The organism is Streptomyces sp. NBC_01450 (assembly GCF_036227505.1).
Classification (GTDB): Bacteria; Actinomycetota; Actinomycetes; order Streptomycetales; family Streptomycetaceae; genus Streptomyces.
In genome coordinates this window covers 874,611-889,514 of sequence record NZ_CP109481.1, presented here as the reverse complement: position 1 = coordinate 889,514, position 14,904 = coordinate 874,611, and the positions used below count along the sequence as shown (strand labels likewise).

The following is a 14,904-nucleotide window of genomic DNA, read 5'->3' as shown; positions in this document are numbered from 1 at the left end:
ATTCCCCCGGTCGCCGACAGGCCCTCGCCCTCGGCCCACCGGTGCGGCCGCCCGTGCCCCGGGGCGCCTCCCCCAACACCCGTCCTGACCGCGGGACCGCACGCCCCTCGGGCGCGGCCCGTCGTCACGGACGGCCCTGCCCCTGGGCGCGGGCCTCTCCGACGGACCAGCACCGTCGTCTCCCGTGAGCGCAGACAACGACTCGGTGATCCACCTCCCCCTGAAAGGCAGCGCGACCATGCGACTGACCCCGCTGACCAGCCTCACCCCCGAGCAGACCGAACTGCTCGAAACCATCGTCGGCCCCGGCGTCGAACCACCCCCGCCCTTCCTCGTCTGGGCGCGCAACATGGAACTCGCCCACTGGGTGGAGAATCTCGGCCGGTACTGCCGCAACGAGTCCCGGTTCCCGCAACGCCTGCGCGAGCTGAGCGTGCTGATCGCGGCCCGTCACTTCGACAGCCAGCCCGCCTGGAACGCCCACATCCAGCAGGCCGTCGAGGAAGGCGTGCCGTCCGACTGCCTGGACCGCCTCGCGCGGGGCGAGGACCCCGGCTTCAAGGCGGAGGACGAGCGCGTCTTCCATGCCTTCGCCCACGAGATGCTCCACGACCACTTCGTCACGGACCACACCTATGCCGAGGCGATCGGGCTGTTCGGCGAGGACGGGGTACTGGACCTGATCGGCTGCATCGGCAGCTTCAGCATGTCCGCGATGATGCTCAACACCTTCCGTATCCCGCTCCGGCCGCATCTGCCCCGGCCGTTCGCCGACGTCGACGGCTTCCGACGGGTCCCCGGAGGCGACGCCTGATGCCCCGTTCCCCGCTGCAGTTGCTCGACGGGCTCCTCGACGAGGACGGCATGCAGAAGGCCGCGCACCGCTTCGTCCTCGGGGGCCCGTTCGGCGCGGAGCCCGCCGAGGCCACCGCCGAGCGGCTCGCCCACTTCGCCGACGCCGGCGGGCTGTTGGTGGAGACCTCGCACAGCTACGCCGGCGGGCAGGCCGAGGCGGCGGTCGGCGCGTGGCTGCGCGCAAACCCCGGCACGCTGGGCGTGGCCACCAAGGTCGGCCACGACACGACCGGTGGCGACATCCCGCTGGACCGGGACACCGTCTTCGCCCACGTGCGGTCCGCGCTGGTGAACCTCGGTGTCGAGGTCATCGACGTCCTCCTCTACCACTGCGACGACCCCACCCGGTCGGTCGCCGAGCTCGCGGACACCCTCGTGAGCCTCGTCGACGCCGGACACGTCCGCCGCGTCGGCGTCTCCAACTGGCGGGCCGAGCGGCTGTCGGAGCTCGCCGCCGCACTCGTCGACAGGGGCCACACGCCCGTCGCCAGCTACCAGTTCAGCCTCGCCGAACCCGACCCGGCCCTGCTGGAAGGCAGCCTGCACGCCGACAGCGCCGTACTCGACGTCGTACGCGGACACCGGCTGCCCCTGCTCGGCTGGTCCTCGCAGGCCCGCGGCTACTTCGCCCGCACCGGACCCAAAGAGCACCACGGCAAGCCCGATCCCTACGACACCGAGGACAACCGCGCCCGACGGCTCCGCTGCCGGGAGCTCGCCGGACAACTCGGCTCCCGGCCCGAGACCGTGGCCCTGGCCTGGACCCTCCACCACCCCGGCGTGTGGCCGTCCGTCGGCGCACGGACGACCGCCCAGATCGACAACTCGCTCCAGGCGCGCCGCCTCACCCTGACCGAGGAGCAGGTCCACTGGCTCCGCCACGGCCGGTGAACTCCGAGCAGCCGACCGGGCCGCGCTTCGGTCACCGTGTCCCCGCGAAGGTCGCAGTCTGCGGTGTGTTCGTCGCCGCGAACTTCATGGCCATCATGGACACCACGATCGTCAACGTGGCTCTTCCGGCCATCGGCCGCGACTTCGCCGTCGTCACCGTGGCCTCCGCGCTGTGCGCCACCGCCGGCTCGCTCGAGGCGCTCACCGGGTACCGCGTGGCGCAGGGCGTCGGCGGCGGCCTGCTCGCCCCCGTCGGGATGACGATGATGCTGCGCGCGTTCCCCGTGGCCGAGCGGCTGCGCGCGCAGCAGTACGTCATGCTGCCGACCGCCGTCGCCCCGGCCCTCGGACCGGTCCTGGGCGGCTGGCTGGTGGACACCGCCTCCTGGCACTGGGTGTTCCTCGTCAACCTGCCGGTCGGAGTCCTCGCCCTGCTCTTCGGATCGGCTGTCCTGCCCGACTTCCCAGGCCCGGGCGCGCCCCGTTTCGACGTGCCCGGCTTCGACGTGCCCGGCTTCGACGTGCCCGGCTTCGTCCTCGCGGGAGGCGGCCTCGCGGCGGTCCTGTACGCCCTCACCGGCGCCCCGGACCGGGGCTGGGGAAGCGTCGGCACACTGGTTCCGCTGGTGGGCGGCGTGGCGTTCCTCGGCGTGCTCGTTCCGTGGGAGCTGCGTGCCGCCCACCCGATGATCGATCTGCGGGTGGCCGGGGACCAGCTGTTCCGCACCACTCAGCTGGTCCTGCTGCCGACGGGGGCGGCGTTCATGGGCGTGCTGTACCTCTGGCCCCAGTTCCTGCAGACCGACCTGGGATACGACGCGCTCCACTCGGGCCTGGCCACCTTCCCGGAGGCACTCGGCATGCTGACCGCCTCCCAGATCGTGCCCCGCCTCCACGACCGAGTCGGCCCGCGCCGCCTGATGGTGGCGGGCGGCGCCGGAGCCGCGCTGATCATCGTCTTCCTTGCGATCCTCACGGACACCCCGCATACCCTCGCCCTGTACCCGTCGATGTACCTGCTCGGGACCTCCGTCGGCCTGCTCTTCGCGAGCGCCCAGAACGCCGCCTTCGTCACGATCCCGCCCGCCCGTACGGCCGACGCCACCACCCTCCTCAACATGCAGCGGCAGACCGCCGGCGCCTTCGGAGTGGCCCTGGCCGGGACCCTGACGGCGTCACTCGTCCCAACGACCGGCACCGCCTTTGCCGACCGCATCGCCTTCCTGACCCTGGCCGCGCTGTGCCTGGGCGCCTCCGTCCTCGCTCTGCGCGTCAGCGACCGACGAGTCAGGGAGGCGTACGCCGCCGCCGACCCGCGTCCCGCCCGTCAAGAATCCGCGCGACCAGGGCGCGCCCTGCCCAACGCCGAACCGGAGCCGAGGTCATGACCGACTCTGCCTCCGTCGACATCCTCGCCGTCGGCGAGCCGATGTTGGAGTTCAACGCCGACACCGACGGGGCACTGGAGAGCGCCGAGTCCTTCGCGGTCGGCTACGGAGGTGACACGTCCAACTTCCTCATCGCCGCAGCCCGTTCGGGCGCCCGCACGGGATACATCACCAGGTTCGGCGACGACCCCTTCGGCACCGTACTCACCCGGCTGTGGGAGCGCGAAGGTGTCAACATCACGCATGTCACGCGCGAGCCGGGCGGCCGGACGGGTATCTACTTCATCGCCCGCGGCCCGGCCGGGCACGGGTTCACGTACTACCGGGCCGGCTCACCGGCCGGCCGACCGACCCCCGCCGACATCCCCGAACAGGCCGCCGCCTGGGCGCGGTTGCTGCATGTCACCGGCATCATGCAGCTGCCCAGCCGACCATCGCCGACCGCAAGCGGCAGCTGGTCCGAGAGGAGATCAGCGCCGTGGCGATGCGCCTGTTCCTGGAGCAGGGGTTCGATCAGGTGCCGGTCGAGCAGATCGCCGCCGAAGCCGGCCTGTCGCGGACGACGTTCTTCCGGTACTTCCCGACCAAAGAAGACGTCGTGCTGTTCCAGCACGCCCGCAACTTGGAAAAACAGCGCGAGTGGCGCCCCTTGTTCGCCCCAGAAGTCGCACGTCGCCTCGCCCTCGCCGCGGCGACGAGGCCGGCGACACCCGTGCCCACGCCCTGACCGCCGCCGCCTTCGCCTGCCTGGAAGTGGCCTTCGACGCCTGGACCGACTCCGATGGCAAGCAGGACCTCCTCGAACTCCTCCGCCAAGCCATGGAAACCGTCTCCTCGTAAGGAGACGAGCGCGCCCCGGACTACCGGGCCGTGGAGGTCTGGTTCAACGTACGTGTGAGTTCGCGGTTGGCTGCTCGGACTGCCTCCAGTTCCCGGGTGCGTTCTTCCAGTTCGCCCTGCATGCGGACGAGTTCTTGCTCAAGCTGAGTGATGCGGCGCTGGAGCTGGCCGAGGTCTGCCGGAGCGCCCGGGCCGGATTCGGCCAGACCGTCGCGCCCCAGACGGGTAGTTGTATGAGCTGTCGCATCAGTGGAGTTGCACATGCGGGCGTTCCCTGCGGATCTGCCTTCTGGTACGCGGTACTGGACCGTTCTCGACGATGAGTTCCGGGTGGTTCCGGTCGCTGATCAGTGGCTGCGGTTTCTGCGTTTCGGGCGGAGTCGGGTGGGGTTGACGTCGCGCTCGTGCGCCGGTGGGGCGGTGTTCTACTTCCGCTGCTGGCAGGCGACCAGGCGGGAGTGGGCAGGAGGGCGAAGTCGCCTGGCGCGACGGCGGCGAGGCCGCCGGCAGTCAGGAGGATAAGGCCGGAGACAGCGGCTGCGGTGGTGGGGCCGTAGCGGTCGCTGACGGCACCCCGGCTGGGTGGAGGGCCCTGATAGTGCTGCGCGGGCGGCCGGATGCCTCGCCCTGCTGATCATGGGTTCGGCTGGGCCAGGCTCGCAGGGCAAAAGCTTGTTTTTCGAGTCAAGACTGGGGTTGTGCCGCCCGGCAGTCCTACGGGGTTACGGGCTGCACACCTCCCCAGGCGAGCCCTGCTGGACGCCCGATCGCCGTCCGCATTGCCTGGGGTGTCCGTTGCCACCACCTCTAGCCAGCGAGGAACCCATGACCGACTCCACTGCCCAGCGCAACCTCGACAACACGCTGCTGCTGCTCCAGGACGCGATGCCGAACGGCAACTTCGACCTCATCCGCTCACTGGTGACCCCGGACGCCCCTATCCGCCGGGCCGGCTTCGCAGACCTGTACGCGGTCACTGGGGACGCGATCCCGCAGAGCGGCAACTTCGTGGAATGGCTCGAGGCGGGCTGGAAGGTGCTGTCGGAGGCACTGACCGACCAGACGGCGCAGGCCTACGACATCGTGGCCTCCGGCAACACCATCATGCTCCACTACCGCATGACCGCCCTGCACTCTGGCACGTTCGCCGGGGCCCCGGCCACGGGCACGCGCGTGGAGTGGGACGAGATCGGCGTGCTGCACTTCGACGACGAGGGCAAGATCACCGACCTGTGGTGAATGTGCCAGGAGCTGAGCCTCGCCGAGCAGATCGGCTACAAGACGCAGCTGAGCTGAGGGGGCGCCCCGCCGTCCCGTCCTGGCCTCGCGGCGGTTCCCCCGGGAGCTCCGCGAGGCCGGGCGTACCACCGCGTTTCCCTGCGGGGTGTGTCTGCGTGTGTCGCGTGAGCGGCGCCCCACGTGCATACGGGAGCGCCGCTCGGTTGAAGGCGGGCTTTCTGTCGCAAGCAGGCAGGTCACCCGTCCTGGAGCAGGGGGAAGCCCTTGAGGATCTGCTGGAGGTGCATGACCTGCCGGGGGACGAACTCGGCGATCGTGAGGCCGACGACGTCCGCGGCCTGGTCGATGCCGGCGACGATACGACGTACTGCGCTGCTGGTGAGTCCGCCCGGCACGAACCCGAGCCCGAGGCCGACCTCGTTGCTGTCGATGGTGTCGACGTCGAAGTGGACGGCGACGCGGGAGCAGCCGGTGGCCCCCAGCCAGTCGAGGAGGGGTCCAGTGGAGGTCCGCAGCTGGTCGGGGCTGAAGGACTGGATGCCCCAGGCGGCGATATGGGGGAAGTCATCGTCGGTCCATTCGTGCAGCCCCACCAGGGCGATGCGGTCCGGGGAGACAGTGGCGGGCAGGAGATCCCGCACGTCGGGGTCGCCGTGGCCGGTGAGGGCGGTGACGGCCATCGCGTGGTAGCCCTTGCACGCGCTGTCGGGGTCCCGATGTCGGGGTGGGAGTCGATCCAGATGACGGCCAGGTCGTCGCCGTGGCGGCGGGCGAGTTCGGCGAACGGGGCCACGCTGACCGCGCACTGGCCGCCGAGGGTCGTGATCCGCGCCGGGTCGTGGTCACGGATGGCCTCCAGGGCACTAGTAGACTGTCGCAGCTAATTCCTGGGATAGAGGTGACGCAGTTTGATGCGTGCGTCGTGGGTGGTGAACTGCCAGTCCACCTGACGTTGGTCGGTGTTGGTGGCGTTCTGCCAGGCTGAGAGTTCGGTGTTGAGGGTGTCGAGGTCGCCGATCCGGCGGTCGAGACATTGCCTGGTCAGCGCGGAGAGTTCGATCTCGGCGATGTTGAGCCATGACCCGTGCTTGGGCGTGTGGTGGATCTCGAGGCGCTGAGCCAGGGCGAAGGCCTCTTCTGGTTCGAATGCCTCGTACAGTGAGGCGATGCCGTGGGTGTTGAGGTTGTCCATCACCAGCACAACCGTCTCGGCATCGGGGTAGTCCACGCTCAGCAGCTGCCTGACCTGGCCGGCCCAGTCGATCCGGGTCCTCTGGGACAGTGCCTGAACTCGACGCCACCCGCGCAGGGGTTCGACCCATACGAAGATCGAGCACGTGCCGCAGCGGATGTACTCGCTGTCCTGGCAGGCGTCGTGACCTGGGCGGGCCGGGAGCGGGTCGCGGACATGGCCGAGGAGCTGGTAGGGCTTCTCGTCCATGCACACGACCGGACGTGCCGGGTCATAGGGCCGGGCATAGACGGCCAGTACGTCTTCCATCCGGGCCGCGAACTCCGCGTTCGCCCGTGGTGGGATGGTCCAGCACTTCTTCAGGTGAGGACGCAGTTCCGTTTTTTTAAGACCCGGCCGATGGTGGAATGGTCCAGATCGGGGATGTCCTCGACCAGTGCGACGTGCTTCTCCAGCAGCCGCAGCGACCACCGGGTATAGCCCTGGGGTGGCTGTGAGCACGCCATCGCGATCAGCCGGGCTTCGACCTCACCGGTCACCGGTGAGGGCACCGGCGGGAGGTCGCGCTTCTTCCGCGCGATGGTGGCGTGAACATCGCCACCGGTTTCGGTGAAACGCTTGGCGACCAGCCGCAACGTCTCACCGGAGACGCCGAGCCGGGCCGCGATCACCTCCTGCGAGCCGATCCCGCCTGCAGAGGTGTCGAGTGCGAGCAGCACCCTCGCCCGCCTGATTACCGAGGCCGGATGAACCCCCGTCGTGGTCACCCGGACCAACTCCTCGCGGTCCTGCGCGGTCAGCACCACCGGCCTCTTCTTCTGCGAACCCATCGCACCAGTCCTGTCCGGCAGAGCGGGAGAGGAATCTGCCAGACGCAAGCCTCTCAATCAAACAGCCCATACCTAAGCAGCGACACGCTACTAGCTGCTTGAGGACGACCGTTTTGGCTTCGACGACGTCACGCTCTTCCAGACCGTCGTCACTCATGTGATGGGGACGGTAGCGGTGGGGCCGTCGTGCGGAGGAAGGACAGCTTCGAGAACCTTGGTGCCGACCGTGTCGCCGCGGCGGGCGACATCGAGGGGGAACTCGGGAGCGAGCTCCTTGACGATGGCTGCGCTGCACCCTGCCACTGGGGTCAGACGAGACGCAGGTGATCGCCGGCGGGGTTGGTGGTGTGGCTCATGGACCTCCTTACATCGGCGGTCCGCCACAGCGCGCGACCGGGCGAGGCTGCTGCGCGTTCACGGCGACGCAGGTCACTCCGGGCGTATCGCGCTGCCGGGCCTGGGGGCGTCCGTCGCGTTGTCGCCGCGGGTGGCGTCGGGGGCGCTCCAGCTGGCAAGAAGGGCGAGGGCCTGCGCGGAGGCGGAGCCGGGTTCGGCGGTGTACACGCACATGGCCTGGTCCGGGTCGGCCGGGAGGGCCAGGGTCTCGTGGTGCAGGGTGAATTCGCCGACCACGGGGTGATGGAAGTGCTGCGTGCCGTGGACACACTGGGCCACCCGGTGACTGTCCCACCAGGTGCTGAACTCCGGCACTTTGACGACGGCCTCGCCGAGCAGCTCGTTGAGCAGGGCGTCGTCGGGGTGGCGCCCGGCCTCCAGCCGCAGATTGGCCACGACGATCTCCGCGACCTCGTCCCAGTTCCGGTACAGCGTGCGGGCGGCAGGGTTCAGGAGGACGTAGCGGGCGAAGTTGCGCTCCCGGTAGGGCAGGGCGCCCCAGTCGGTGATCAGGGCACGGGCCAGCTGGTTGGCGGCCAGCACGTCCTGCCGGTGGTTGGCGACGAAGGCAGGCGAGACACCGTTGAAGATGTCCAGCATCTGATGGACATCCGGGCGCACGCGCTGCACACGCTCGGGCCGAGCGCTTCGGGAACGGGCGGTGCGGGTCCGGGCGAGGTCGAAGAGGTGAGCGCGTTCGTCGTCGTCCAGGCGCAGGGCACGGGCCACGGAGTCCAGGACGGCCTCGGAGACGTTGGGGTGGCGGCCCTGCTCGAGGCGGATGTAGTAGTCCGTGCTCACGCCGCCCAGGTAGGCGACCTCCTCGCGGCGCAGGCCCGGCACCCGGCGGACGCCACCACCCGGGGACAGGCCCGCCTCCTGCGGGCTCAGCCGGGCCCGGCGGGTACGAAGGAAGGCTCCCAGTTCAGCGTTCTGCTCCATCTCTCCAGTATTCGCCCGTGGCCGCGGGCGCACCGGGAGAAGGGTGACCCAGCTGGACCCAGGCTCGGCTGGGCCACTTTTGCCAGCTGACCTGCCTTCTTGCCAGGTGAACCTGGAGAGCACGGCGGCCCTGGAAGAGCAGGCAGCCTCGGCAGGCCGTCCCCAGCCCCGGCGGCACCCGGCTCGCCCAGGTGACGCCCCCTGGACCACCCACTTCACCGCATCCGAAGGGAACATCGACATGAGCACGATCGGACTGATCGGCAGCGGGCTGATCGGCGGCACCGTCGCCCGCCTGGCGGTCGCCGCCGGACACGACGTTGTCCTCAGCAACCGCCGCGGCCCCGAGACGCTGGCCGGCCTGGTGGCCGAACTGGGCACGCACGCCCGGGCGGCCACCCCCAGTGAGGCCGCAGCAGAAGGCGACATCGTGATCGTGACCATCCCGCTGCACGCCTACCGGACGGTCCCGGCCGAGCCGCTGCACGGCAAGGTCGTCATCGACACCAACAACTACTACCCCGAGCGCGACGGCCGCATCTCCGACCTCGATGCCGAGGCAACCACGACCAGCGAACTGCTCCAGGCCCAGCTTCCCGCGTCGCACATCGTCAAGGCCCTGAACAACATCTTCTACATCCACCTCCGCAAGCTCGCCCGCCCCAACGGCGATCCGGAGCGATCGGCCCTGGCCATCGCCGGCGATGACGCGGACGCCAAGAAGACCGTCGCGGCGTTCCTCGACTCCATCGGCTATGACGTCCTGGACGCCGGCCCCCTCGCCGAGGGATGGCGATTCCAGCGCGACACGGCCGCTTACAGCGAGCCGTACTTCAGCGCCGGCCACAGCCTGACCGCAGCGGCGCAGGGTGCCGACCCCGGCCCTGGACAGCCCGTCACCGCCGACACGCTGCGCGCCGCGCTGGCGGCCGCGAAGCGGTACCGCGACATGTGAGCCGGCCCGTAGCCGCCACCCTGCACCGCAGACCACGCCACCCCGGTGGCAGCACCCCACACCCCACCCCACGGAGCGGAATCTTTGCCATGACCCAGACCATTGCCTTCATCGGAAGCGGGAACATCGGACGCTCCCTCGCCCGGCTCGCCGTCGACGCCGGCCTCGACGTCGTCATGAGCAACTCGCGCGGACCGGAGACCCTGGCCGACCTCATCGCCGAACTCGGTGACCAGGCCCGGGCCGCCACCCCAGCCGCGGCCACCGAGGCCGCAGACCTTGTCGTGGTCTCGCTGCCCTTCCACGCCTACGACAAGCTTCCGCCCGAGCCGCTGCGCGGCAAGATCGTCATCGACACGATGCACTACTTCCCCGAGCGCGACGGCCGGATCGAAGAACTGGACGAGCGGCGGACCACCAGCAGCGAGATGCTCCAGCGCCACCTGTCCGGCTCGCACGTCGTCAAGGCACTGGGCAACATGGACTTCCTCCGCCTGTACAGCTCGGCTCGCCTCAGCGGCGACCTGGAGCGCAGCGCCCTGCCCGTCACCGGAGACGACGCAGTGGCCAAGGCCGAAGTCACCCGGTTCATGGACACCATCGGCTACGGCGCCGTCGACATCGGCTCGCTCGCCGACAGCTGGCGCCACGAGGCCGGTACCCCCATCAACGTTCTCCCCTACGTCTCCGAACCTCCCAAGGGCCTGAATCAGGAGCAGGCCAACCACTGGATGTTCAACGCACCGGCCGCCGTCGTCAGCGCCGTGCGCGTCAAGGAACTCACCGACCAGGCCACCCGCACGGGACGCGTCGGCCTCTTCCTGGAGGATCTCTTCCCGGTCGACAGCTGACCCAGAACCGGTGAAGGCTCACGCGAAAGATTGCCGTGGCCGCGACCGTCCAGACGCCGGCCTCTGCGCAGTCACCCCTTCCAGGGGCCGGAAGCGGGCAGGGCGGTGACCCGCACCTGGCGCCGCGCTCGCCGCCGACAGCACGCCGTCGCTATGCAGTGGGGTCGTCGGCGTGGTCGGCTCGGGTGTCAGCCCTGGGTCAGGCCGTCGCGGCCGCGCCGACGACTCTGGTGACGTGGTCCCGGATGGCGAAGCGGATGGTCATTTCGGCTCGGTGGTCGGAGGCGGTGAGCAGGTGGCGGTGGGGTCGGAAGTGGGGTGAGATGCCGCCGAACGCGGACAGGAACCGCTGGGCTCCGCCCACGCCGCGGAAGCCCTTCATGGCCCGTTTCATGGCCCGTTCACGCTGCCGGGTGGGCTGGTGGCTGTTCTCCGCCCGGTGGTTGAGGTACTGCGACTGCCGGTGCCCGACGCAGGGCATGACCTCGCGGTGGGCCGCACGGTAGGAGCGGAGTTTGTCGGTGACGACCACCCGCGGCACCGTGCCGGTCTTCTTCATCAGACGGCGGAAGAAGCGCCTGGCTGCGGCCTTGTCCCGGCGGTCCTGCACGAGGATGTCCAGCACGTTGCCGTCCTGGTCGATGGCCCGTCACACGTACTTCAGCTCGCCGTTGATCTTGAGGAAGACCTCGTCCAGATGCCACTTGTCGCCAGGCCGGGGCCTGCGGCGGCACAGTCCGTTCGCGTAAGCCTGGCCGAACTTGGCGCACCAGCGGCGGATGGTCTCGTAGGACACGATGACGCCGCGCTGGAACAGGAGTTCCTCGACCTCGCGGAAGCTGAGCGGGAATCGGTGGTACAGCCACACGCAGTGGGATATGACCTCGACCGGGTACCGGTGCCCTCTGTACGACGGCGACGTGATCTCCACGGACGAGCCCCCTCCACCATGATCACCCCATCCGGTCAACCAACGTGACAGCGCCCCCTGGAGGGCTTCGGGCTCCTTGAAGAGGCGCTCTCGCTCAAGTCCGAGCACCCCAGGCCGAGTACGAGCAGATCGAAGCGTCCTGGCGCGAACGTGCGCTGAACGCGGAGGCCGAACTCGGCCGCACGCAGAAGGAGGTCTTCGCGCAACGGCATCAGGTCGGCGAGTTGGTGGGGAAGCTCCGTGACCTCGACCAGATGGTTCCCGGGGAGTCGGTTCAGGCGCTGACCTCCGAGAACATCACGCTCAAGCGCCGCGTCCAGCAACTCACCCGGGAACCCCGCACGCTGCAAGAACGCCTTGAAGGCGCCAGGTCGAACCTGCGCTTCTCCGACAAGCGCATCGCTGACCTCGAAGCTCAAATCCTTGAACTCCAAGAGACTTCCTGAGAAGAAGATCTGCACGGCAGTCTGCCGCCCCGGCCAGCACAAGAACCCCCGAACAACGTCACACCAGACCTCAGACCTGCTTTCAAGATGGCGGCAGCTCAGTGTTGAGCCTGTCGGCAGGCACTCGCTCGATGCGGGTCCAGCCCCTCCAGCCACGCTCCTTCAGAATCGCCAACACCAGTTCTGCGCCCGGTGCGGACTCAAGCATGGTTGAGTCCATCAGGGCGACGAACTGATCGTCGAAGCCGTCGGCACCCACCTCGCCGGCCTCGACGGCGCGAATCATCAGGCGCTCCAGGATGTCGGCGATCTCGACGATCCGTGGATCGCCGGCCCGCCAGTCGGGCTCCCCGGTGAAGAAGCTGTAGAGCCTCACCATGTCGGGGTCGTCCAGCTCCTCGTGCTTCTTGGCAATCACGGAGTCGATCAGGTCCGGCACCTGCGCGGCGATCATGATCCAGGCATCCCGCTCCAGCTCGATGAACCGCTTCCCGACGCGGAGACCGCGCAGCCGGTCGAGGTAGTCCACGACGCTCTGCGGGAGCGCCAGGTGCTCTCCGGCGGCAAGCCGGGCGAGTCGGCTGCGGGTGTCCTGCAGGCGCCGGATCTCGGCGCGCAGATCCTTGTCGATTTCCTGGACGCCGTCGGCGAACTCCTCCGGGCCGGCGTCGAGGAGTTCCTGCACCCTGGCCAGCGGCACGCCGGCGTCGGCCAGGGTGTGGATCCGGATCAGTCGCACGACTGCGGCGGCGTCGTAGACCCGGTACCCGGACCGGTCGCGTTCGGGCTCGGGCAGCAGCCCGATCTTGTGGTAGTGACGTACCGCCCGTACGGTCACCCCGGCGTACGCCGCCAGTTGGCTGATGGTGAGCATGGGTCTCAGCCTGCCTCAGGCGATCTTCCGGCGATAGGCGATCATCGCGAAGACGTACGCCACGACGAGGATGCCCACACACCACGCGAGCGCGATCCAGATGTCGTCGCCGACCGGCTGCCCTGTGAACAGAGCACGGATCGTGTTGACGATCGATGTCACCGGCTGATGCTCGGCGAACCAGCGCACCGGGCCGGGCATCGTCTTTGTGGGCACGAACGCCGAGCTGACGAACGGCAGGAAGATGAGCGGGTAGGCGAACGCGCCCGCTCCCTCGACCGACGAGGCGGAGAGCCCGGGGATCACGGCGAGCCAGGTCAGCGCCAGGGTGAACAAGAGCAGGATGCCGGCGACCGCGAGCCATGCCGACACTCCTGCCCCTGAGCGGAAGCCCATGAGCACCGCGACGCCCAAGACGAGCACGAGCGCGATCAGGTTGGCGACCAGAGAGGTGACGACGTGGGCCCACAGCACACCCGACCGCGCGATCGGCATGGACTGGAATCGCTCGAAGATCCCGCTCTTCACATCGGTGAACAGCCGGTAGGCAGTGTAGGAGATGCCCGATGCGATGGTCATGAGCAGGATGCCGGGCAGCATGTAGTTCACGTACGAAACCGACCCGGTATCAATGGCGCCGCCGAACACGTAGACGAACATCAGCATCATGGCGACCGGCGTGATGGCGGTCGTGATGATGGTGTCCATGCTGCGTGTGACATGGCGCAGGGTCCGCCCCGTGAGTGCGGCAGTGTCGCTGAAGAAGTACGCGGTCATCCTTGTCCCCCAGTTGTCGTGCCAGTGGCGTAGCTCTTGTCGCCGCCGCCGATGACCGCGAGGAAGATCTCCTCCAGAGTCGGCTGCTTCTCGACGTACTCGACCTTGGCGGGCGGGAAGAGCTGCTTGAGCTCGGCGAGGGTGCCGTTCACGATGATCCGACCCTGGTGGAGGATCGCGATCCGGTCGGCCAGCTGCTCGGCCTCGTCCAGGTACTGCGTGGTGAGCAGCACCGTCGTTCCGTGGCCGGCGAGTTCCTTGACCGCATCCCACACCTCGATGCGCGCCTCGGGGTCGAGTCCGGCCGTCGGCTCGTCCAGGAAGATCACCGGCGAATTCCCGATGAGGCTCATCGCGATGTCCAGCCGGCGGCGCATCCCACCCGAATACGTGGACACCTTCCGCGCACCCGCCTCGGTCAGCGAGAAACGCCTCAGCAGGTCATCCGCGATCGCGCCCGGGTCCTTGAGGTGGCGCAGCCTGGCGACGAGGGCGAGGTTCTCCCGACCGCTGAGGATCTCGTCGACGGCCGCGAACTGCCCAGTGAGACTGATGGACTCCCGCACGTTCGCCGGTTGCGTGGCGACGTCGAAGCCATTGACGCTCGCCGTCCCCGCGTCGGCCTTCAGGAGCGTGGCGAGGATCCTCACGGTAGTGGTCTTGCCCGCCCCGTTGGAGCCGAGCAGAGCGAAGATGCTGCCCGGCGCCACGTCGAAGTCCACACCGCGCAGCACTTCGAGCTTCCCGTACGCCTTCTCGAGACCCTGCACGCGCATCGCCGGACCGGCGATCGTTTGGGCCGTCATGGTGATCTGCCTCCTTTGTGGAGCTGTTCCACGCGTCTGCGGGAACACCCCTGCCGGAAGCATGGAGGGTTGACCCAACGTCAAGGTCAAGCCCGCTCCGACCACGGCATCCAGGTCTTGCCGGAGACGAACTCCTTGCGCCTGCGGCGTCGGCGTGGGCGCGAACAGGTCCTCCAGCGTGCGCTGAGTACGTCCTGGACGCTTACGCGACGCGTTACTCCAGGTCAGCATCAATGCCGCCAGTCTCCCGTTCGGAAAACAGGATCACGACGTGCTGGTGCTGTTCGACCACTCCTTCGACGGCATGGAGCAGCCTGACAACGAGATCCAACAGTCACTGGGCGTGATCAATCTCGCCCCGCACGACTGGTTCGCAGCCTTCGACCCCGATCAGGCCCGCGACCCCGACCGCGGCTCCCGCCACCCGTGACCTCAACCCGACGGCGAGTGTCAACGGCGCCGTCCTGAGCAGCCCCTAGATAGGCAGCAGGCGCAAGAGCGCAAGAGCGCCAGGGCACTGGTCGCTGCGAGGAAGGCCAGGCGCAGCAGTACGACAGATCATGAAGCCGCTGGCGGCCCGTGCAGATGAAGACCCCGGGCGAGTGTCGCAGGCAGCCACAGACCCAGCGATCAAGGCCGCGACCTACACGGATGCCTTATCAGCGCCCGCACCATGCGCCTGTACGAGACG

General features: G+C 68.8%; 16 protein-coding genes and 2 pseudogenes. 9 read left to right on the top strand and 9 right to left on the bottom strand.

Going from position 1 to position 14,904, the window contains the following annotated elements; all coding sequences use genetic code 11:
- Window positions 1-184 precede the first annotated feature (184 nt).
- The 6 genes and pseudogenes from OG568_RS52455 (at window position 185) to OG568_RS52430 (ending at window position 5,213) form a co-directional block, all read left to right on the top strand.
- Window positions 185-814, top strand: coding sequence for a carboxymuconolactone decarboxylase family protein (locus OG568_RS52455; protein WP_329537163.1), 630 nt, complete (start codon window positions 185-187; stop codon window positions 812-814).
- On the top strand, window positions 814-1,746 hold the full coding sequence (locus OG568_RS52450) for an aldo/keto reductase (RefSeq protein WP_329537162.1): 933 nt from the start codon (window positions 814-816) through the stop codon (window positions 1,744-1,746). Before OG568_RS52455 ends, OG568_RS52450 begins: the two co-directional genes overlap by 1 nt.
- Window positions 1,743-3,134 (top strand): MFS transporter, encoded by a 1,392-nt coding sequence (locus OG568_RS52445; protein WP_329537161.1) that lies wholly within the window; start codon window positions 1,743-1,745, stop codon window positions 3,132-3,134. The genes OG568_RS52450 and OG568_RS52445 overlap by 4 nt, the downstream gene beginning before the upstream one ends.
- Window positions 3,131-3,508 (top strand): annotated as a pseudogene (locus OG568_RS52440) (PfkB family carbohydrate kinase); the annotation flags it as partial. The gene OG568_RS52445 and the pseudogene OG568_RS52440, both read left to right, overlap by 4 nt.
- A 110-nt stretch (window positions 3,509-3,618) precedes the next feature.
- Window positions 3,619-3,861: a TetR family transcriptional regulator gene (locus OG568_RS52435; protein ID WP_329538265.1), complete on the top strand. Its 243-nt coding sequence runs from the start codon at window positions 3,619-3,621 to the stop codon at window positions 3,859-3,861.
- A 938-nt stretch (window positions 3,862-4,799) separates the two neighbouring features.
- Entirely contained in the window at window positions 4,800-5,213 is a 414-nt protein-coding gene (locus OG568_RS52430; protein WP_329537160.1) for an ester cyclase, read from the top strand.
- 236 nt (window positions 5,214-5,449) lie between these two features.
- Here OG568_RS52430 and OG568_RS52425 read toward each other — a convergent pair whose 3' ends face one another.
- The 4 genes from OG568_RS52425 to OG568_RS52410 form a co-directional block, all read right to left on the bottom strand.
- Window positions 5,450-5,893, bottom strand: coding sequence for an arginase family protein (locus tag OG568_RS52425; protein ID WP_329537158.1), 444 nt, complete (start codon window positions 5,891-5,893; stop codon window positions 5,450-5,452).
- 200 nt (window positions 5,894-6,093) lie between these two features.
- Complete coding sequence (locus OG568_RS52420; RefSeq protein WP_266624874.1) at window positions 6,094-6,876, bottom strand: IS630 family transposase; 783 nt, start codon at window positions 6,874-6,876, stop codon at window positions 6,094-6,096.
- Complete coding sequence (locus tag OG568_RS52415) at window positions 6,765-7,235, bottom strand: helix-turn-helix domain-containing protein (RefSeq protein ID WP_266624875.1); 471 nt, start codon at window positions 7,233-7,235, stop codon at window positions 6,765-6,767. The genes OG568_RS52420 and OG568_RS52415 overlap by 112 nt, the downstream gene beginning before the upstream one ends.
- Before the next feature lie 429 nt (window positions 7,236-7,664).
- Window positions 7,665-8,573: a helix-turn-helix transcriptional regulator gene (locus OG568_RS52410; protein WP_266590171.1), complete on the bottom strand. Its 909-nt coding sequence runs from the start codon at window positions 8,571-8,573 to the stop codon at window positions 7,665-7,667.
- 241 nt (window positions 8,574-8,814) lie between these two features.
- Between OG568_RS52410 and OG568_RS52405 the strand changes: the two genes are divergently transcribed.
- Entirely contained in the window at window positions 8,815-9,528 is a 714-nt protein-coding gene (locus tag OG568_RS52405; RefSeq protein ID WP_443077930.1) for an NADPH-dependent F420 reductase, read from the top strand.
- An 89-nt stretch (window positions 9,529-9,617) separates the two neighbouring features.
- On the top strand, window positions 9,618-10,379 hold the full coding sequence (locus OG568_RS52400) for an NADPH-dependent F420 reductase (protein WP_329537157.1): 762 nt from the start codon (window positions 9,618-9,620) through the stop codon (window positions 10,377-10,379).
- 199 nt (window positions 10,380-10,578) lie between these two features.
- On the opposite strand, the pseudogene OG568_RS52395 reads toward OG568_RS52400, so the two are convergent.
- The 5 genes and pseudogenes from OG568_RS52395 to OG568_RS52375 all read right to left on the bottom strand — a co-directional run bounded on the left by OG568_RS52395 (window position 10,579) and on the right by OG568_RS52375 (window position 14,213).
- Window positions 10,579-11,310 (bottom strand): annotated as a pseudogene (locus OG568_RS52395) (IS6 family transposase).
- 35 nt (window positions 11,311-11,345) lie between these two features.
- Complete coding sequence (locus OG568_RS52390) at window positions 11,346-11,744, bottom strand: hypothetical protein (protein ID WP_329537155.1); 399 nt, start codon at window positions 11,742-11,744, stop codon at window positions 11,346-11,348.
- 94 nt (window positions 11,745-11,838) lie between these two features.
- The gene (locus tag OG568_RS52385) at window positions 11,839-12,630 is read right to left on the bottom strand and encodes a MerR family transcriptional regulator (RefSeq protein WP_329537154.1); all 792 of its coding nucleotides are present in this window, start codon (window positions 12,628-12,630) and stop codon (window positions 11,839-11,841) included.
- A 15-nt stretch (window positions 12,631-12,645) separates the two neighbouring features.
- Window positions 12,646-13,407 (bottom strand): ABC transporter permease, encoded by a 762-nt coding sequence (locus OG568_RS52380; protein ID WP_329537153.1) that lies wholly within the window; start codon window positions 13,405-13,407, stop codon window positions 12,646-12,648.
- The gene (locus tag OG568_RS52375; RefSeq protein ID WP_329537152.1) at window positions 13,404-14,213 is read right to left on the bottom strand and encodes an ABC transporter ATP-binding protein; all 810 of its coding nucleotides are present in this window, start codon (window positions 14,211-14,213) and stop codon (window positions 13,404-13,406) included. Before OG568_RS52375 ends, OG568_RS52380 begins: the two co-directional genes overlap by 4 nt.
- A 271-nt stretch (window positions 14,214-14,484) precedes the next feature.
- Here OG568_RS52375 and OG568_RS52370 point away from each other — a divergent pair, with 271 nt between their 5' ends.
- Window positions 14,485-14,643, top strand: a complete 159-nt coding sequence (locus tag OG568_RS52370) for a hypothetical protein (RefSeq protein ID WP_329537151.1) — start codon at window positions 14,485-14,487, stop codon at window positions 14,641-14,643.
- The last annotated feature ends 261 nt before the right edge of the window (window positions 14,644-14,904 follow it).